The sequence below is a fragment of the Ideonella livida genome (assembly GCF_010499455.1).
GTDB classification, from domain to species: Bacteria; Pseudomonadota; Gammaproteobacteria; order Burkholderiales; family Burkholderiaceae_C; genus Ideonella; species Ideonella livida.
This window is the reverse complement of sequence record NZ_JAAGOH010000003.1, coordinates 104,490-123,180: the sequence shown is the minus strand read 5'-3', so window position 1 is coordinate 123,180 and position 18,691 is coordinate 104,490. Positions and strand designations below refer to the sequence as shown.

Below are 18,691 nucleotides of genomic sequence, written 5' to 3'. Positions count from 1 at the left end.
GACTTATGTCTGAAGCCGGCGCTGCGTGGGAAACAGCGACAGCCCCCAGCGCGCCTGCAGCGCGCCCCAGAAGCCTTGCTTGAACCACAGCGTCACGGCCACGGCCAGCAGGCCCAGGCCCAGTTGGTACCAGGTGCCGTAGTCGGCGAAGAACTTGTTCAGCAGCCAGAACAGCACGGCGCCCACCATTGGCCCTTCGATGCGGCCAATGCCGCCGATGACCACGATGAAGATCGCAAAGGCCGTCCAGTTCACGCCGAAGGCGGCGTCGGGACTGATGCGCAGGTTGCCCACGAAGTACAGCGCCCCGGCCAGGCCACCGCCCATGGCGGCCACCATGTAGACGAGCCGCTTCATGCGCTTGACGTCAATGCCCTGGCTCTCGGCGGCCACGGGGTTGTCGCGGATGGCTTGCAGTGCCAAACCCTGCTTGCTGCGCAAGAACAGGTACACGCCGCCGATGCAGGCCACCACGCAGGCCAGCGCAATCCAGTAGGTGGCGTGTTGGCGGGTGGCGCGGTCCAGGCCCCGCAGCGCCGTCAGGCTGGTGCCCGAGCCCCCGCCCACGGCCGGGATGTTGGCCACCGTCAGGTGAAACACCTCGGCAATCACCCAGGTGCCAATGGCGAAGTAGCCACCTTGCAACCGGAACGCCACCCAGGACACCGGCACCGCCACCAAACCCGCCACCACGGCGGCGATGGGGATGGCGATGAAGGGGTTCACCCCGGCCAGGTTGCCCAGGGCCAGCATGACGTAGCCGCCCAGGCCGAAGAAGGCCTGCTGCCCCACGCTCACCATGCCGCCGTAGCCGGCCAGCAGGTTCCACATCATCGCGAAGATGAAGTAGCAGGAAAACTCCACCATCTCGCGCATCCACGCCGCCTCGCCCCAGAAGGGCAAGCTGGCCGACACCGCCACCCACAGCGCGCCCAGGCCCAGCGTGGCCTGGCTCAGACGGGTGCTGCGCACCACTTCAAATGTTGAGCCTTGCATGGCGCTCACCCCCGGGTCTTCGGAAACAAACCCTGCGGCCGCACCACCAGCACCGCCAGGAACACAAGATGACCAAACCACAGCCCCCAGCCGGGGTCGGCCACAAAACCGGCTTGCTGTGTGATGCCCAGCACCAGGGCCCCCACCAGCGTGCCCCAGAAGCTGCCCATGCCGCCGATGATCACGGCCTCAAACGCGAACAGCAGCAGCATCGGCCCATCGGTGGGCGCCACGGTGGTGCGCAGCGCCTGGAACAGGCCGGCCAGCGAGATCAGCGCAAAGGCCAAGCCGGTGGCCAGCGCAAACACCTTGCGGGCGTCCAGCCCCATCAACTGGGCGATGTCCCGGTCATCGGACACCGCCCGGAACGAGCGCCCCAGCGCGGTGGACGAGAACAGCCATTGCAGCCCCGCCGTGGCCGCCACCGCCGCCACCAAGATCAGCAGCGGCAGCAGGCCCACGTTCACGCTGCCCAGCGCCAGGCTGCGCGTGGCCAGGTCACCGGCGGCCAGCGAGCGCGGGTCGGCCGAGAACACCTCTTGCAGCCCGTTCTGCACCACGATGGACAAGCCAAACGTGGCCACCAGCGAGGGCAGTGGGTCTTTGTCCAGCGTGCGGTTGAGCACCCCACGCTGTAGCGCCCAGCCCACGGCAAAGCCCAGCGGCAGGAGCAGCAGCGCCACCCACACGGTCTGCCCGCCCAGCGCCGAGGCCAAGGCCATGGCGCCAAAGGCGGCCAGCACGATGAAATCGCCCTGGGCGATGTTGGTCAGGCGCATCACGCCAAACATCACCGACAGGCCCAGCGCAAACAGCGCGTAGAGGCCACCCAGCAGGGCGCCTTGAATCAACACCTCCAACATCTCAGTGCGCCTCCGCCGTAGACAGGCCAAAGTAGGCTTCGCTGATCTGCTCACGCGTCAGCGCGTTGCTGCGACCCTCCAGCGACACCACACCTTCTTGCAGGCACACCACCCGCTGCGAGACCTGCTGCGCCAGGCTCACGTCCTGCTCCACCACCACCACCGTCAGGCCTTCAGCCGTGAAGGTGGGCAGCGCGGCGTAGATTTCACGGATGACGATGGGCGCCAAGCCCAGCGACAACTCGTCGCACAGCAAGATTTGCGGGTTGCTCATCAGGGCGCGGCCAATGGCCACCATCTGCTGCTGCCCGCCCGAGAGCGCGCCCGACGGGTTGCGGCGCTTCTCCTTCAGGATGGGGAACATCTGGAACAGCCGCTCCAGCGTCCACGGGCCCTGGCGGCCGGCCAGGGCGCCCATGCGCAGGTTCTCCTCCACACTCAGCGAGGGGAACAGGCGCCGGCCCTCCGGCACCATGGCCAGGCCACGCCGCACGATCTCACCCGGCGGCAGGCCGCCGATGGGCTGGCCGTGCAGGCACACCGCCGGCGCCGGCACCGCCACCAGGCCGGTGAGCGACTTCAGCAGCGTGCTCTTGCCCGCGCCATTGGCGCCGATGATGGCCACCACCTCGCCTTCGTCGAGGTGGAAGTCAATGCCGAACAGCGCCTGAGCGTCGCCGTAAAAGGCCTTCAGGCCGTGGGTGCTCAACAAGGTTTTGCCCATGGCTCAGGCCTCCATGCCCATGTAGACGCGGCGCACGTCGGGGTTGTTCATCACCGCCTGCGGCTCGCCCTCGGCCAGCTTGGCGCCAAAGTTGATGACAAACAGCCGGTCGGCAATCGACAGCAGCGCGTGCACCACATGCTCGATCCAGACCATGGTCACGCCCTGGGCCTTGATGCGGCGCAGCTCGTCCACCAGTTCACGGGCCTCGTGCTCAGTCAGGCCGCCGGCAATCTCGTCCAGCAGCAGCAGGTCAGGCTGGGTGGCCAGCGCCCGGGCCAGCTCCAGGCGCTTGCGGTTGAGCAACGTCAGGCCGCCGGCCGGCGCGTTGGCGTGGGGGCTCAGGCCGGTTTTGGCCAGCACGTCCACGGCGGTGTCCCAGGCCTGGGCCTCGGGCTGGCCGCCGCCAAAGCAGGCGGCCGTCACCAGGTTCTCAAACACCGTCATGTGCCCAAAGGGCTGGGGCACCTGGTAACTGCGGCCAATGCCGGCGCGGCAGCGCTGGTGCGGCGCCAGCGTGGTGATGTCGCGCCCGGCGTACTCCACGCGGCCGGTGTCGGCTTTCACATCGCCGGAGATCAGGTTGAACAGCGTGGTCTTGCCCGCGCCGTTGGGGCCCAGGATGCCCAGGGTTTCGCCCCGGCGCACGTCCAGGCTGATCTGGTCGGTCACCACCAGGGCGCCGTAGCGCTTGCCCACCGCGTGCAGGCGCAGCAGCGGGGCGGTTGTTGCGGTCATGGTCAACAAAGGTCCTGCGTCAAGGGCTCAGGCGTATCGGATCGGCTCCAGCCATTCCTGCATCGGAATGTCCTTGGCCAAGCTGTTGTCCACGATGCGCAGGTCCAGGCCCTTTTGGGTCTTCTTCCATTGGCCCATGACCAGCGGCGTTTTGGACACGCCGGGCACCGGGCCCTTGCGAAAGTCCACCGTGCCCACTGTGGTGGCCAGCCGCGTGCTGGCAATGGCGTCGCGGATGGCCTCGGGGCTGCGGTCGGCGGCGCGCTTGAGGGCGTCCAGCGCCACCTCAAACAGCGACTGCTTGAACCCCAGCGTCACGTTCCACGGCCGGCCGGTGGCGGCGGCGTAGGCCTCGGCCAGTTGGCGGCTGGACAAGCCGGTGAGCGTGGAGACAAACGGGTGCTCCGGGCTCCACATCAGCTCCACCGTCAGGCCGGCGGCACGCGGGCCAAAGGCGCTGACGGCGGCCGGAAACTCGGTGGCCTTGGCCACGGTCACGATCTTGGGCCGGAAACCCTGCTGCTCGGCCTGGTTCCAGAAGTTGGCAAAGTCCGGCGGCGGCACCACGCCGGTGACGATCTCGACGTTGTTCTTCTTGAACTCCGCGATGAAGGACGAGAAGTCGTTGATGGGCGACTGGAAGCGCCCCCGGTCCAGCAGCGTGAAGCCCTTGGCCGCCAGCGTGCCCGGGAAGCCGATCTTGCCGTCGCCCCAGGCGTTGCCATCTTCGTCGTTGGGCCACAGCGCGCCCACGCTTTTGTTGGTGGCGGTACGGCCCCACATGGCAGTGAAGGCGCCGATCACGTCCTCCAAACCCCAGAAGAAGTGGTAAGTCCACTCAAAACCCTTCTTCGGGTCGCCCTTGCGGCCAAAGAAATAGGGCTGCCACGGCGCGTCGTTGGTGATGCAGGGCACGCCGTTGGCCTCGCACTGGTCGGCCACCGGGTTGCAGGTGGCCGGCGTGGCCGAGGCCACCACCAGGTCCACCTTGTCGCGCAAGATCAGCTCGGCGGCGGCCGAACCCGCCTTGTTGGGGTTGGACTGCGAGTCCTTGTAGACGATCTCCACCGGCAGCTTCTTGCCGCCCACGGTGATGCCCCCGGCCACGGCTTTTTTCACCTGCTCCAGCGTGAACTTGTCGGGCTCGGCAAAGGCGGCCAGCGGGCCGGTCTGCGGGCTCACATAGCCAATCTTGAGGGGCTTGGCGCTTTGCGCCAGCACGGCCGGGGCGTGGCCCAACAAAGAGGCCACTGCAGCGGCCGGGCCGGCTTGGATGAGGGTGCGGCGCGAAATCGTCTCTGGCATGTTCTTGTCTCCGTTGTTGAATACTCTTTGAGCATCCTGGGCCTGGTGGATGTCAGCACTCGGCCCGTGCTGCGCATCTTCCCACCGGGGACAAATCAGCGTCCAATATCGTTTTCCTCTTCAACAATACCCGTGAGGTATGGATGGAACTCCGCCACCTGCGCTACTTCGAGGCCGTGGCCGGCACGCTCAACTTCACCCGTGCGGCCGAGCAGCTGCACATTGCGCAGCCGCCCCTCTCCCGCCAGATCCAGCAGCTGGAAGAAGAGCTGGGCGTGACCCTGCTGGACCGCAGCGCCCGCCCCCTGGCGCTCACGCGGGCGGGGGCGTTCTTCTACGAGCAGGCCAGCCAGATCCTGGGCCGCGTGGCCGAGGTGAGCGAGGCCACGCGCCGCCTGGGCAGCGGCCAGCGCCGCTGGCTGGGTGTGGGCTTTGTGCCGTCCATGCTCTACACCGCCTTGCCCGGCGCCATCCGCGACTACATGCACGCCCACCCCGAGGTGGACGTGGTGCTGCTGGAGCTCACCTCGGTGCAGCAGGCCGAGGCCCTGCAGGCCGGCCGCATCGACGTGGGTTTTGGCCGCGTGGGCATCGACACCGAGGGCCTGACCAACACCCTCATCCACGAAGAACCGCTGGTGGCCGTGCTGCCCGCCGATCATCTGCTGGCTGCGCTGCCCGCCGTGTCACTGGAGCAGTTGGCCCAGCACCTGCTCATCGTCTACCCCGCCCAGCCCCGCCCCAGCTTTGCCGACCAGGTGCTGGCGCAGTTCCGGGTTCACGGCCACCCGGTGACCCGCACCTTCGAGACCAACGGCCTGCAAACCGCCATTGGCCTGGCCGCCGCCGGCATTGGCATCACCCTGGTGCCCACCTCGGTGCAGCGTCTCAAACGCGACGACATCAGCTACCGCCCCATCGTGGATGCGGGCATCGTCTCGCCCGTGCTGATGACCCGCCGCCGGGGCGACACCAGTGAAGACTTGCAGGCGTTTTGTGAGGCGGTGTTGAGGGCGGAGGAGGGGGCGGCGTGAGCGCTGGGAGGTGCCTTTGGTGGATGTGCCCGTCGATGTCAGCCAGCTTTGGCGAGGGTTCGCTTAGGCGTAAAGTTTCCGTCCGTCTGAGCGTGAACGACTGATTGCGCCACACAACATTGGTCTAATTCTGGTTCTGATGACCTAGCGTCGAAAGATATTTGGGAGAACGCATTGGAAAAGCTGCCTGTCATGGTCGCTCGTTTGGGCTTGATCTTCATTGCGCTTATCTATCTGGTGGGAAAAGCCGGGCTGGAGGACACCCTTGCCAAGGTCACCGAGCAGTACGCCCCCGGGCTGGTCTTGCTTTGCCTGCTGTTCATCACAGTGCTGATTCACGACATGGTGCGAGACGTCGCCCAGCACTTTCGCGATCGGTTCATGGACCGCCTTCACTTCAAAAACATCACCCGAAAGTTGAAGTCCTTGGGAGCGCAGGAAAAGTACCTTTTGTCGCTGTTTGTAGATGCACAGCGAACCACGCAGCCTTTGGACCCCAACGATCTGTCGGTCGCGTATTTGGAGTCCTGCCGGTTCATCTTTCGCACCCAAGAGCGAAAAGACGACCGCTTCTATGTCTACCGAATGTCCCCCGTCGCCGTGCACATCCTGAAGCAAAACCCCAATTGGCTGCGCTGAACGGCGCCGGGGACCTTCAAAGCTGCGGCGTGCTCATCCAAGCCCACGGCAAACCTGGGTACCAAGCCCTCACCCCCCAAACGGCAGCGGCCGGTGCCGGATCACGTCCTTCATCACCAGGGTGGAGATGAGGCGTTGCACGCCGGGCAGGGTGGACAGGCGCTCGTCGTAGAGGCGCTGGAAGGCGGGCAGGTCGGTGGCCACCACGTGCAGCAGGTAGTCGGGCTCACCAAACAGGCGTTGGGCGCCGACGATTTGCGGCACCGCGGCAATGGCGTCTTCAAAGGCGGCCACCGAGTCGCGGTCGCCTTGGCGGATGGTGACGAACACCAGGGTGGAGAAGCGCAGGCCCACGGCGGCGGGGTCGATCTCGGCGTGGTAGCCGCGGATCACGCCGGCGTCTTCCAGTGCGCGCACACGGCGGTGGCAGGGCGAGACGCTCAGGCCCACCCGATCGGCCAGCTCGGTGACGGTGCGGCGGCCGTCTTGTTGCAGTTCCGCAAGGATTTTCCAGTCGAGTGCGTCCATCGGGTGGATTTTTCCAGCAACCGTGCAGAGGAGGGCAATCTTTGGAAGCCTTTGTTCGGGTGGTTTTCCTAGGATCTGGGGCGCCATTGATGACCTCGAGGACCCGCCACCATGGACACCGCCGTCTCCGCCCATGCCCTGCTGCTCTTTGCCCTCACCGTGCTGCCCCTGGTGTGTACGCCGGGGCCGGACATCCTGCTCATCGTCTCGCAGGCGCTCACCGCGGGGTGGCGCGGCGCGTTGCGCGCCAATGTCGGCATCCTGCTGGGCTACACGGCCCACGCCTTGCTGACCGCCGCCGGGGTTGCGGCACTGCTGGCCACCTCGCCCCGGGCGTTCGAGGTGCTGCGCTGGGTGGCCATCGCCTACCTGGGCTGGCTGGCGTTGCAGATGTTTCGCGCCGCGCTGCGTCCGGCCACCGGCCCCGGGCAAACGCCCCGCCCCGCCACGGCGCCGGTCTCCCTGCTCAAGGGTTTCATGACCAGCTTGCTCAACCCCAAGGGCATGTTGGTGTATTTCGCCATCCTGCCGCCCTTCATGCAGCCGGCGCAGCCGGTGCTGCCGCAGGCACTGGCGTTGTCTGCGGTGTTCATCGCCCTGTGCGGCGGGGTGTACGCGGTGGTGGGCGCGGCTGTGGCCTGGCTGGGCCGGCGCGGCCGGGGCAATCAGCGCCTGCGCCGCCTGGGTGAAGGCGCCGCCGGTGGGCTGCTGATGCTGGCGGCCCTGCGCCTGGTGGGCCGGTCGGCTTGAAGTGGCACCGCCATGTTCACCCGCCCGCAGGCAAGTACCGGCACAGCACATCCGCCAGGCATTCCGCGGCCGGGGTCAGTGGCAGGTCCGGCCGGCGGATCATCACCAGCGGCGGGGCGGGCAGGGCCTCGGCCACGGGGATGACCTGCAGCGCGTCGCGGGTGACGGGGTAGTTGCCCCACTGCACAGGCAGCATGGCCAGCAGGTCGGTGTGGGCCAGGGCCACGATCAGCGTCATGGCGGAGCGGGCGCGCAGCATCACCCGGGGCACGGGCAGGCCGTGCTGGGTGAACAGGCGGGTCAGGTCGGCCTCGGCGTTGTAGTCCACGGCGGTGGTGGCCCATTCGGCGCCGGCCAGCTCGGCCAGGCCGGTGGCGCCCGCCAGCGGGTGGCCCCGGCGGCACATCACCGCCCGGCGGTTGTCGGCCAGGTGGCGCATCAGCAGGCCGCCGGCCGGGGGCTGGGCCGGCGCCGCGCCCAGGTAGAAGTCGATGCGGCCGTCGCGCAGGCCGGCCTCCACATCGGGCAGCAGGCCCTCGGTGATTTGCAGCTGCACCTGGGGGTACCGCTGGCGAAAGGGGCCCAGCGCCTGCGGCAGCATGCCCACATGCGCGGCGATGGACAGCGCCACCGACACGCTGCCCTTGGCCTGCTGGGCGTCCAGCGCCAGCTCTTCCTGGGCGCGGCGCGCCTCATGGACGATGACCGAGGCGCGGCGGTGAAAGCGCTCGCCCGCTTCGGTCAGCACCATGCCGGTGGTCTGGCGCAGGAACAGCTCCACCCCCAGCTCGCGCTCCAGCGCCCGCACGCTGCGGGTGAGGGCGGGCTGGGGCAGGCCCAGGCGGCGGGCGGCGGCGCGCAGGCTGCCCTGTTCCACGATGGCGGTCACGGCCTGGAGCTGGTCAAGTTTCATGGGGCGGCGGGCAGGGGGAGGGCGGAGGGGGGGGATGCTGGAATCGAATCATCAGCGTCAAGATGGCATCTTATGGGCATCGCCCAGCCGGCCTAGAGTGCCACCCATGCCAGACGACGAGCTGGCGCGCACCGACAGGAGACACCCCGGATGAACACCCTCTCACGCATCGTTGCCCCCGCTGACCCGGCGCGCCGCCGCCTTGCTGTGTCTGCCGCGCTGGCCAGCGCTGCGCTCTCACTGGGTTTGGCGGCCGCCGGCGGCCTGGCCCCCGGTGCGGCCCGGGCGCAGGCCTGGCCGGCCAAGCCGGTACGGCTGATCGTGCCGGCGGCGGCAGGCTCGGCGCCAGACGTCATCGCCCGCCTGCTGGCCGACCGGCTGGGCGCGGCCTGGGGGCAAACGGTGATCGTGGACAACCGGCCGGGTGCCGGGGGCATTCCGGGCATGAGCGCCCTGGCCCGTTCGGCCAACGATGGCTACACCCTGGGCTTTGTGCCGGCGGCCATGGGCACCATCACGCCCCTGGTCTACAAGAACCCGCAGTTCAACCCCGACACCGACCTCAGCGCCGTGGCCACGGTGGGGACCAGCCCGCTGATGCTGGTGACGCATGCCAACAGCAGCGTCAACACCCTGGCCGACCTGGAGAAGTTGGCCCGCGCCAACCCTGGCAAGGTGAACTTTGCGGCGCCGCAGCCCAACTCCCTGCCGCACCTGGCCGGTGAGCTGGTGAGCAAGCTGGGCAATATGAACCTGTTCACCGTGCCTTATCCCGGCCCGCCGGCGGCGGTGACGGCCGTGATCGCCGGCGATGCCATCGTCACCGCCGACGGCATTCCCGGCGTGTTGCAGCACGTCAAGAGCGGCCGGCTGCGCGCGCTGGGCGTGACCTCGGCCCAGCGCCTGCCCGGCTTGGATGTGCCGGCCGTGGCCGAGCAGTACCCCGGCTTTGACGTGGTGGGCTGGTTCCAGCTGCTGGTGCCTGCCGGCACCCCGTCCGCCGTGGGCGAGCGCGTGAACACCGACCTCAACGCCATCACCCGCTTGCCTGAGGTGGTGGCCAAGCTGGCCGAGCTGGGCGTGTACCCGCGCCAGGACAGCCCCGTCGCCGCCCGCGAGTTCTTTGCCAGCCAGCAAAAGGTGGCGCGCCGCCTGGTGGCCGAGCTGGGCATCAAGCCGCAGTGAGGGGCGTGGCAGTCGCCCGCTGACGCCGGCGGGCCGCGCACCACACCGCCTCCTCCCAACCTCCCGACCCGTTTTCTGGCCCCGGCCGGTCTGCCGCTCCCCGGCACGCCGACCGGGCTGGGCGGAGCTTTGCCCCCACGGCGCCTCCGCCCCTTTTTCTTCCTTGCCCCTGACTTCACCCCCTGACCCCTGGAGCCCCTCCCCATGACGCCCACCTCCACCCCCCGCAAGAAGGCCCTGGTCACCGGCGGCGCCACCGGCATCGGCCGCAGTGCGGTGTTGGCCCTGGCCCGCGCCGGCTATGACGTGGCCATCGTGTATGGCACCTCCGCCGCTGCGGCCCAGGCCACGGCCGCCGAAGCCCAGGCCGCGGGCGCCCAGACCCTGCTGCTGCAGTGCGATGTGAGCGACGAGACCGCCGTGCGTCGCACCCTGGCTGCGGTGGCCGAGGCCTTTGGTCACCTGGACGCCCTGGTCAACAACGCCGGCACCACCGCCAACTGGAAGATGAAGGACCTGGAAAGCCTGGACCTGGCCGAGTGGGACCGCACCTTTGCGGTCAATGTGCGCGGCACCTTCCAGGTCAGCCGCGCCGCCGTGCCCCTGCTGCGCAAATGCAGGGACGCCGGCGGCAGCCCGGCCATCGTCAACACCGCCAGCATCGTGGGCCTGCGGCCCGGCCCGCAGCCGCTGCCCTACGCGGCCAGCAAGGCCGCGGTGGTCAACCTCACCAAGACCCTGGCCTGGAACCTGGGCCCGCACATCCGCGTGAACGCGGTGGCCCCGGGCTGGATGGAGGGCGACTGGATGGAACGCATGCTGGGCGAGAAGTACGACGAGCTGATGGGCAACCGTGCCAAGGCGACCCCGCTCAAGCGCTGCGTCACGGCCGACGACGTGGCCGAGGTGATGCTCAACCTGCTCACCGCCAACCGCTTCGTCACCGGCGAGGTGGTGGTCATCGACGGTGGCTTCACCGCAAGCACCTGATTCCACCCCACCACGTACATCAGGAGACCCACGATGCTTGACGGATTCGTCCCCTTTCCGCCGGCCTTCGCCGCCCAGTACCGCGCGGCGGGCTACTGGCAAGACCGCAGCCTGGCGCAGGAATATGCGGCAGTGTTCCAGCGCTTTGCGCCGCGCACCGCGCTGATCGACGCCGGGGCCCAGGGCGAGCGCCGCTGGACCTACGCCCAGCTTGACGCCGCCAGCGACAACCTGGCGCTCAACCTGCTGGACCTGGGCCTGCGCCCGCAAGACCGGGTGGTGCCCACCCTGCCCAATGTGGCGGAGTTCGTCATCCTGTACCTGGCGCTGCAGAAGATCGGCGCCATCCCCATCGCCGCGCTGGTCACGCACCGCTTTGCCGAGATCAGCCAGTTCACCCGGCTCTCGCAGGCCCGCTGCGCGGTGTACCCGGCCCGCGTGAAAGAGCAGGGCGGTGAGTTCCGCTTCGGCCCCATGATCGAGCGGGTGCAGGCCGAGCACCCCTGCCTGAGCCTGCGCCTGGTGCTGGGCGAGGCCGGCCCGGGTGAACATTCGTTGACGGAGCTGATCGAGCGCCCGGCCACGCTGGCACGCAGCGCCCTGAGCGACCTGACCATTGACCCGGCCGACCCCTGCATCTTCCAGCTTTCGGGCGGCACCACCGGCATCCCCAAGCTGATCCCCCGCACCGGCAACGACTACGCCTACAACTCCAAGGTGGCGTCCGAGGTGGCGGGCGTCACCCAGGACTCGGTGCTGCTGCTGGTGCTGCCCATCGCCCACAACCTGCCGCTGGCCTGCCCGGGGATTCAGGGCTTCCTGTTCCACGGCGCCACCGTGGTGCTGCACGCCAGCACCCGCCCCGAGCCGATGTTCCAGCTCATCCAGCGCCACGGCGTCACGCACCTGAAGGTGGTGCCGGCGCTGCTGATCCGGCTCATCAACGACCCGGCCATTGGCGACTACGACCTCAGCTCGGTGCAGCAGATCCAGAGTGGCGGCCAGCGCATGCAGCCTGAGGTGCGCATCCGCACGCGCCAGCTCTTCCGCAACGCCTTCGTGCAGGAGAACTTCGGCATGAGCGAAGGGCTGCTGATGTTCGTGCGTCGGGGCGACCCCGAGGAGGTGCTGCTGGAGACCTGCGGCCGCCCGGTGTGCCCGCACGACGAGGTCAAGCTGATCGACGACGACGGGGCCGAGGTGCCCGACGGCGAGGTGGGCGAGCTGGCCTGCCGCGGCCCCTACACCCTGCGTGGCTACTTTGGCGTGCCCGAGTACAACGCCCGGCAATTCACCCCCGACGGCTTCTACCGCTCGGGCGATCTGATGCGCAAGCACCCTTCAGGCAACTACATCGTGGAGGGCCGCAAGAAGGACCTGATCAACCGTGGCGGCGAGAAGATCAGCGCCGAGGAGGTGGAGAACCTGATCCTCATGCACCCGGCGGTGCAGAACGTGGCCTGCGTGCCCATGCCCGACGCGGCACTGGGCGAGCGGATGTGCGCCTACGTGATCCAGCGCCCGGGCCGGGCCCTGACGCTGCCCGAGCTGGTGACCTTTCTGCAGGGCCATGAGATCGCCCGCTTCAAGCTGCCTGAGCGGCTGGAGGTGTTGCCCGACTTCCCCGTGTCCACCTTCGGCAAGGTCTCTAAAAAGGCCTTGGGCGAGCGGATTGCGGCGCAGTTGGCGGGGGAGGGGGGCTGAGGCTCTGAGCTCTTGATGCCAAGCGGATGTTGTCAATCCAGCTGGCGAGCCGGAGTGACGCACGCGGCGGCGCGGGGCCTTGCATTGCGCTCATGTCCCCCGCCCTGGCGATGCCAGGGCTCCTCCTTGACTTCGCTCCATGCAAGGCCCCACCCCGCCGAGACGGTGGTTGGGCTGGGCTCCTGTCCGAACCCAATCAGCCAAACAGCCAGGTCTTCACTCAAACGGCGAGCGCAGGCCGGCTGTTCCAGCCCGGCCCCCAGGCGCGCGACGGGTGGAACAGCGATGGGGTGGGTGGGCGTGCGCAGCGAAGTAAAGGAGGAGGGCGGGCACAGCCCGCCCGGGGGACATGAGCGGAGTACGCCCACCCGCCCCAGCGCGCCCGCCAATCCCTGAACCAGCCGCCGCCATCTGTCCAGACCCCGCAAACCCCGCACCCATCACAAAACCGCACCCCGACTTCACACCCCGTCATCACGACTTCCAAACCTCACCACGGAGCCAATTTCCATGCGCATCATCGACCTGCACTGCTACCCCGGCACCCAACGCTGGATCGACTCTCAGGGCCCATACCCCGCCGAGTTGGCGCGCTACTGGAAGCGTGAATGGGTGGCCAAGTCAGAAGACGACGTGATCGCCGAGTTTGCCCAGCACAACGTGCAAGCCTGCCTGGTGGCGCTGGACCTGGAAACCACCGTGGCCACCACGCCCTGCGACAACGACTACGTGCACGGCATCTGGCAGCGCCACCCCGAGCGCATCGTGCAATGCTGGGGCGCGGTGGAGCCCGCCAAGGGCGAGATCGCCATCCGCCAGGTGCAGCATGCGGTGCGCGAACTGGGCTTCATCGGCTTCCATTTCCACCCGATCATGCAGCACTTTGCGGTCAACGACCGTCGCTTCTACCCACTGTTTGAAGAGATCAACGCCCTGGGTGCGGCGGTGATGGTGGACGTGGGCACCACCGGCATGGGCGCGGGCATGCCCGGCGGCCACGGCGCGCGCATCCGCCATGCCCACCCTGGCGCCATCGACGATTTGGCGGCCGACTTCCCCAACCTGAAGATCATCATGGCCCACCCCGGCTGGCCTTGGGTGGACGAGACCACCGCCGTGGCCCTGCACAAGGGCAATGTGTACTGGGAAATGTCGGGCTGGGCGCCCAAGCACTTCCCCGGCAACCTGAAGACCGACATCCGCGGCCGCCTGCAAGACAAGATCATGTTCGGCAGCGACTACCCCAGCCTGCCCTACGAGCGCATCTTCCGCGAGTGGCAGGAGCTGGGCTACAGCGACAGCGTGATGGAGAAGGTCATGCACGGCAACGCCGAGCGCGTGCTGGGGTTGTGACATGAACACCGCCTACCTCTGTGACGGCCTGCGCACCCCCATTGGCCGCTACGCCGGCGCCCTCAGCGGCGTGCGCACCGACGACCTGGCCGCCGTGCCCCTGCAGGCCCTGATGGCCCGCCACCCCGGCCTGGACTGGGCCGCGCTGGAAGAAGTGAGCTACGGCTGCGTCAACCAGGCCGGTGAGGACAACCGCAACGTGGCGCGCATGGCCACGCTGCTGGCCGGCCTGCCGGTGAGCGTGGCGGCCAGCACCGTCAACCGCCTGTGCGGTTCGGGGCTGGACGCGGTGGGCGGCATCGCCCGGGGCATCGCCTGCGGCGCGCTGGACCTGGCCGTGGCCGGCGGGGTGGAGAGCATGAGCCGCGCCCCGCTGGTCATGCCCAAGGCCACCAGCGCCTTCTCGCGCCAGGCCGAGGTGGCCGACAGCACCATCGGCTGGCGCTTCGTCAACCCGCGCATGGTGGCCCTGCACGGCGTGGACAGCATGGGCGAGACGGCCGAGAACGTGGCCCAGGAGCACGGCATTGCCCGGGCTGACCAGGACGCCTTTGCGCTGCGCAGCCAGCAGCGCGCCGCCGCCGCCCAGGCCGCCGGCTGGCTGGCCGCCGAAATCACCCCGGTGCCCGTGCCCGGCCGCCGGGGCGACACCACCTGGGTGAGCGCGGACGAGCACCCGCGCCCGCAGACCACGGCCGAGGAACTGGCGCGGCTGAAGCCCGCCTTTCGCGACGGCGGCAGCGTCACCGCCGGCAACAGCTCGGGCGTGAACGACGGCGCCGCCGCCCTGCTGCTGGCCAGCGAGGCCGGCGTCGCCCGCCATGGCCTGACGCCGCGTGCCCGCGTGCTGGGCCTGGCCACCGCCGGTGTGGCGCCGCGGGTCATGGGCATCGGCCCGGTGCCGGCGGTGCGCAAGCTGCTGGCGCAGACCGGCTTGACGCTGGCCGACTTCGACCTGATCGAGCTCAACGAGGCCTTTGCCGCCCAGGGACTGGCCGTCCTGCGCGGCCTGGGCCTGCCCGACGACGGCGATTTCATCAACCCGCAAGGCGGCGCCATCGCCTTCGGCCACCCCTTGGGCATGAGCGGCGTGCGCCTGGTGCTCACCGCCTTGCACCAGCTGGAACGCCGTGGCGGCCGCCGCGCCCTGTGCACCATGTGCGTGGGCGTGGGGCAGGGCATCGCGCTGGCCATTGAGCGCGTCTGATCGCCGCGCCTTCACCCCGAAAGCCCCCCATGACCGAACCCACCCCGTCCGCCTCCACCACCGACGCGCCCCTGCGGCTGCAGCGCCGAGGCGCCATCGCCTGGCTCACCCTCAACCGCCCGGCCACCCGCAACGCCTTGAGCGGTGACGACCTGTTCAGCGCTTTCGAGACGGTGCTGGCCGAGATCGACGCCGACCCCACGCTGCGCGTGGCCGTGCTCACCGGCGCGGGCAGCGCTTTTTGCGCCGGCGGCAACGTGGCCGAGATGCGCGACCGCCAAGGCATGTTCGCCGGCCCGCCGGCCGAGATCACCAGCCGCTACCGCCAGGGCATTCAGCGCATTCCCCGGGCGCTGGCGCGGCTAGGCCTGCCGATCATTGCGGCCGTGAATGGCCCGGCCATCGGCGCGGGCAATGACCTGGCTTGCCTGTGCGACCTGCGCATCGCCAGCAGCGCGGCGCGCTTTGCCGAGAGCTTTGTCAAGGTGGGCATCGTGCCGGGCGACGGCGGCTGCTGGCTGCTGCCCCGGGTGGTGGGCTGGTCCAAGGCGGCCGAGATGGCGCTGACCGGCGACACCCTGGACGCGGCCGAGGCGCTGCGCATCGGCCTGGTCTCGCAGGTGGTGGCGCCCGAGGCGCTGGAAGACGCCGCCATGGCCCTGGCCCAGCGCGTGGCCGCCAACCCGCCCCAGGTGCTGCGCTGGACCAAGCGCCTGCTGTGGCAAGCCCGCAGCGGCACGCTGGACGAGGCGTTGGACGCCGCCGGCCAGTTCCAAGGCCTGGCCCACCACACGGCCGACCACCGCGAGGCCCTGGCCGCCTTCTTCGAGAAGCGCCCGCCCGTGTTCACCGGCGCCGGCATGGCCCCGCAGGAGGGCGCATGAACACCGCCGACCTGGAGGCGACGCCGCCCGTGCTGCAGATCGAGCACCCCAGCCCCGGCGTGCGTCTCATCCGCCTGCACCGGCCCGAGGTGCTCAACGCCCTGAACCTGACCCTGCGCCACGCCTTGGCTCAAGCGTTTCTGGACGCCGATGCCGACGACAGCGTGCGTGCCGTGGTGCTGGCCGGCAGTCCGCGCGCCTTTTGCGCCGGTGCCGACCTGACCGAGTACCGCGACGCCACGCCCGGCGGCATCGCCGCCCGCGGCATGGGCCGGCTGTGGGACGCCATCGCCCAGTGCCGCAAGCCGGTGATTGCCGCCGTGCGCGGCCACGCCCTGGGCGGCGGCTGCGAGCTGGCGCTGCATGCCGACCTGATCGTGGCGGCCGAGAGCGCCCGCCTGGGACAGCCCGAGGTGCTGATCGGCCTGATGCCCGGCGGCGGCGCCACCCAGCGCCTGACCCGCGCCATCGGCAAGTACCAGGCCATGCGCCTGCTGCTCACCGGCGCACCCATCGGCGGGCTGGAGGCCCTGGCCCTGGGACTGGTCAGCGAATGCCTGCCCGATGCCGAGGTGGAGCCCCGCGCCCTGGCCCTGGCCACCCAATTCGCCACCGGCCCCCAAGCCGCGCTGCGCGCCATCAAGGAGGCCGTGCTGCACGCCCACCAGGCGCCCCTGCAACAGGGCCTGGAATTCGAGCGTAAAGCCTTCGCCTTGCTCTTCGACCACCCGGACAAGACCGAGGGCATCGGCGCCCGGCTGGAGAAGCGGCCGGCGCGGTTTGGGTGAGGGGTGAGGCGTTGACCGCCTGGTCACGCGCCGAAACCAGGGGCCACGAGCGGACGCATCTCCGCGCGCCTTCTACGGAACTCCCGTCGCGGCCGGGCCTCCCAGGCAAGACGAGACCGGCGGCGGGTTGCCCCGGTCCGAGCCCAGGAGCCCTACGATGCAATGTCCCGTCTGCCCCGACACCACGCTGCTCATGAGCGAGCGTCAGGGCGTGGAGATCGACTACTGCCCCCGTTGCCGGGGGGTGTGGTTGGACCGCGGTGAGCTCGACAAGCTCATTGCATTGAGCCAGCAGCAGGCCATGGCGGCCACCGCGGCCACACCCGCGGCGGCGCCGGCCTACGCGCCACCGCCTGCGCCTGCCCATGCCCCCGTGCCGGGGGCTCATGCCCAGCCCGGCTACCCGCCCCAAGGGCGTCGTCCGGATTTCGAGGATTCGGATTACCACAAGCACCACGGCGGCTACCGCCGCAAGTCTTGGCTGAGCGACTTGTTTGATTGAGGCCTGACGGGGGCGCCCCTACCGGCTGCCGAACAGGCCCTGTACCTGGGTGCGCAGCCAGGCACAGGCCGCATCCTTGTGGGCCCGGCGGTGCCAGAACTGGTGCACCGGGATGTCCGGCGCCTCGATGGGCGCCGCCAGCACCCGGATGCGGGCGTAGCGCTGGCAGATCTGGGCCAGGTCCTGCGGCACCGTGGCCACCAGGTCACTGGTTTCGATGAGCGGCAGCAGGCTCATGAAGTGCGACAGCTCCAGCACCACGTTGCGCACCACCCCCTGGCGGGCCAGGTACTGCTCAAAGACATGCTCCCGGCCGTCTGGGTGGACCACCACATGCTGCAAGGCCAGGTAGTCGCCCAGCGCCAGCGCGCCGCTGTGGGCCAGGGGGTGGTCCTGGCGCAGCATGCAGACGTGGCGGTTGTCAAACAGCTTTTGCTGGAAGAAGGCGGCACCGCGCAGGTCGGGAAAGTAGCCGATGGCCAGGTCGGCGTCACCGGCGGCCAGGGCGTCGGCAGCGGCCGTGCGTGGGCGTGAGATGACGTTGAGCCGCACCCCGGGCGCATGGGTGGCCAGGCGCGCCACCAGCGGGGGCACGAACAGCATCTCGCCGATGTCGGGCGTGATGACGGTGAAGGTGCGCTCGCTGCGCGCCGGGTCAAAGCCGCCGGGCAGCAGGATCTCACCGCGCACGGTCTGCAGCACGCGGCGTACCGGCTCGGTCAGGGCCTCGGCCCGGTCGGTGGGGGCCATGCGGGCGCCCACCTTGATGAACAGCGGGTCGTCCAGCAGGGCGCGCAGCCGGGCCAGCGCGGCGCTCATGGCCGGCTGGCTCAGGCCGATGGCCTCGCCGGCCCGGGTGACGCTGCGGTGCTCGGCCATGGCCTCAAACACCAGCAGCAGGTTCAGGTCGATGCCACGCAGGTCCATGGGTGAAGCCTTCCATTGATCATCCATCAGATGGATTTTGCGAATCCACAGCATGTGATGGATGGATTGTGCTGGCGTCCCTAGCATTTGCGTCAGATCAAAACGACACCCGGAGACCGCGCCGATGACCGCCCTCACCTTGACCCAGGCCAACACCATCGTCCAGGCCGCGCTGGCCGCCGCCCGCGAGGCCGGCCACCGGCCCATGGCGGTGGTGGTGCTGGACGAGGCCGGCCACCTCAAGACCGCCCAGCGCGAGGACGGTGCCAGCATGTTCCGCCTGGACATCGCCACCGGCAAAGCCTGGGCCTCGGTGGGCATGGGCGCCAGCAGCCGGGTGCTGGCCGAACGTGCCCAGGGCAACCCCAACTTCTTCACCACGCTGGCGGCCACGGCGCAGGGCCGCTTTTTGCCGCAGACCGGGGCGGTGCTGATCCGCGATGCGCAGGGCCGCACCCTGGGCGCGGTGGGCGCCTCCGGCGGCACCGGTGATGAGGACGAGGCCATCTGCCTGGCTGGCCTGCGCGCTGCGGGCTTGAACGCCGGCTGAGCGCCGGCCGGGCGTCCCTCGCGCCCCGCTCTGCGGGGCCACCCTCCTCCCACACCCTGTCGCCTGGTGGAGCCAGGCGCGCAGGCCCGCCCACGCCTGCGGCCAACGTCC

At 69.4% G+C, this 18,691-nt stretch carries 20 protein-coding genes; 12 read left to right on the top strand and 8 right to left on the bottom strand.

Features of this window, described 5'->3' with window-relative positions; all coding sequences use genetic code 11:
• Positions 1–3 precede the first annotated feature (3 nt).
• From G3A44_RS03995 to G3A44_RS03975, 5 genes are read right to left on the bottom strand one after another with little or no spacing between them, the layout of a single operon-like run.
• A complete protein-coding gene (locus G3A44_RS03995) occupies positions 4–996 on the bottom strand; it encodes a branched-chain amino acid ABC transporter permease (protein ID WP_163456210.1) in 993 nt (330 codons plus the stop codon).
• A 5-nt stretch (positions 997–1,001) separates the two neighbouring features.
• The gene (locus G3A44_RS03990; protein ID WP_163456209.1) at positions 1,002–1,859 is read right to left on the bottom strand and encodes a branched-chain amino acid ABC transporter permease; all 858 of its coding nucleotides are present in this window, start codon (positions 1,857–1,859) and stop codon (positions 1,002–1,004) included.
• Between the two features lies 1 nt (position 1,860).
• Positions 1,861–2,583: an ABC transporter ATP-binding protein gene (locus G3A44_RS03985; RefSeq protein ID WP_163456208.1), complete on the bottom strand. Its 723-nt coding sequence runs from the start codon at positions 2,581–2,583 to the stop codon at positions 1,861–1,863.
• Positions 2,584–2,586: 3 nt separating this feature from the next.
• Positions 2,587–3,321 (bottom strand): ABC transporter ATP-binding protein, encoded by a 735-nt coding sequence (locus G3A44_RS03980; protein WP_163456207.1) that lies wholly within the window; start codon positions 3,319–3,321, stop codon positions 2,587–2,589.
• A gap of 27 nt (positions 3,322–3,348) precedes the next feature.
• On the bottom strand, positions 3,349–4,626 hold the full coding sequence (locus G3A44_RS03975; protein WP_163456206.1) for an ABC transporter substrate-binding protein: 1,278 nt from the start codon (positions 4,624–4,626) through the stop codon (positions 3,349–3,351).
• A 143-nt stretch (positions 4,627–4,769) separates the two neighbouring features.
• Between G3A44_RS03975 and G3A44_RS03970 the strand changes: the two genes are divergently transcribed.
• Entirely contained in the window at positions 4,770–5,660 is an 891-nt protein-coding gene (locus G3A44_RS03970; protein WP_163456205.1) for a LysR family transcriptional regulator, read from the top strand.
• A gap of 174 nt (positions 5,661–5,834) precedes the next feature.
• Entirely contained in the window at positions 5,835–6,299 is a 465-nt protein-coding gene (locus G3A44_RS03965; RefSeq protein ID WP_163456204.1) for a super-infection exclusion protein B, read from the top strand.
• A gap of 69 nt (positions 6,300–6,368) precedes the next feature.
• Here G3A44_RS03965 and G3A44_RS03960 read toward each other — a convergent pair whose 3' ends face one another.
• Positions 6,369–6,827 carry an Lrp/AsnC family transcriptional regulator gene (locus G3A44_RS03960; RefSeq protein WP_163456203.1) on the bottom strand — a complete coding sequence of 153 codons (459 nt, stop codon included), beginning with the start codon at positions 6,825–6,827 and terminating at the stop codon, positions 6,369–6,371.
• Positions 6,828–6,938: 111 nt separating this feature from the next.
• Here G3A44_RS03960 and G3A44_RS03955 point away from each other — a divergent pair, with 111 nt between their 5' ends.
• A complete protein-coding gene (locus G3A44_RS03955) occupies positions 6,939–7,577 on the top strand; it encodes a LysE family translocator (RefSeq protein WP_163456202.1) in 639 nt (212 codons plus the stop codon).
• A gap of 16 nt (positions 7,578–7,593) precedes the next feature.
• Here the strand turns inward: G3A44_RS03955 and G3A44_RS03950 are convergent, their stop codons facing one another.
• Positions 7,594–8,490: a LysR substrate-binding domain-containing protein gene (locus G3A44_RS03950; RefSeq protein ID WP_163456201.1), complete on the bottom strand. Its 897-nt coding sequence runs from the start codon at positions 8,488–8,490 to the stop codon at positions 7,594–7,596.
• A 150-nt stretch (positions 8,491–8,640) separates the two neighbouring features.
• Here G3A44_RS03950 and G3A44_RS03945 point away from each other — a divergent pair, with 150 nt between their 5' ends.
• The 8 genes from G3A44_RS03945 (at position 8,641) to G3A44_RS03910 (ending at position 17,103) form a co-directional block, all read left to right on the top strand.
• A complete protein-coding gene (locus tag G3A44_RS03945; protein WP_163456200.1) occupies positions 8,641–9,675 on the top strand; it encodes a Bug family tripartite tricarboxylate transporter substrate binding protein in 1,035 nt (344 codons plus the stop codon).
• A gap of 204 nt (positions 9,676–9,879) precedes the next feature.
• Positions 9,880–10,665: an SDR family NAD(P)-dependent oxidoreductase gene (locus G3A44_RS03940; RefSeq protein WP_163456199.1), complete on the top strand. Its 786-nt coding sequence runs from the start codon at positions 9,880–9,882 to the stop codon at positions 10,663–10,665.
• A 33-nt stretch (positions 10,666–10,698) separates the two neighbouring features.
• The gene (locus G3A44_RS03935; protein WP_163456198.1) at positions 10,699–12,369 is read left to right on the top strand and encodes a (2,3-dihydroxybenzoyl)adenylate synthase; all 1,671 of its coding nucleotides are present in this window, start codon (positions 10,699–10,701) and stop codon (positions 12,367–12,369) included.
• Between the two features lie 510 nt (positions 12,370–12,879).
• The gene (locus G3A44_RS03930; protein ID WP_163456197.1) at positions 12,880–13,722 is read left to right on the top strand and encodes an amidohydrolase family protein; all 843 of its coding nucleotides are present in this window, start codon (positions 12,880–12,882) and stop codon (positions 13,720–13,722) included.
• Between the two features lies 1 nt (position 13,723).
• Positions 13,724–14,929 (top strand): 3-oxoadipyl-CoA thiolase, encoded by a 1,206-nt coding sequence (pcaF, locus tag G3A44_RS03925; RefSeq protein WP_163456196.1) that lies wholly within the window; start codon positions 13,724–13,726, stop codon positions 14,927–14,929.
• Positions 14,930–14,958: 29 nt separating this feature from the next.
• Positions 14,959–15,813 (top strand): crotonase/enoyl-CoA hydratase family protein, encoded by an 855-nt coding sequence (locus G3A44_RS03920; protein WP_163456195.1) that lies wholly within the window; start codon positions 14,959–14,961, stop codon positions 15,811–15,813.
• Complete coding sequence (locus G3A44_RS03915) at positions 15,810–16,601, top strand: enoyl-CoA hydratase-related protein (RefSeq protein WP_163456194.1); 792 nt, start codon at positions 15,810–15,812, stop codon at positions 16,599–16,601. Before G3A44_RS03920 ends, G3A44_RS03915 begins: the two co-directional genes overlap by 4 nt.
• Positions 16,602–16,758: 157 nt before the next feature.
• Positions 16,759–17,103, top strand: coding sequence for a TFIIB-type zinc ribbon-containing protein (locus tag G3A44_RS03910; RefSeq protein WP_163456193.1), 345 nt, complete (start codon positions 16,759–16,761; stop codon positions 17,101–17,103).
• A gap of 18 nt (positions 17,104–17,121) precedes the next feature.
• On the opposite strand, the gene G3A44_RS03905 is transcribed toward G3A44_RS03910, so the two are convergent.
• Positions 17,122–18,057 carry a LysR family transcriptional regulator gene (locus G3A44_RS03905; RefSeq protein ID WP_239061695.1) on the bottom strand — a complete coding sequence of 312 codons (936 nt, stop codon included), beginning with the start codon at positions 18,055–18,057 and terminating at the stop codon, positions 17,122–17,124.
• A gap of 97 nt (positions 18,058–18,154) precedes the next feature.
• Between G3A44_RS03905 and G3A44_RS03900 the strand changes: the two genes are divergently transcribed.
• Entirely contained in the window at positions 18,155–18,580 is a 426-nt protein-coding gene (locus tag G3A44_RS03900; RefSeq protein ID WP_163456192.1) for a GlcG/HbpS family heme-binding protein, read from the top strand.
• The last annotated feature ends 111 nt before the right edge of the window (positions 18,581–18,691 follow it).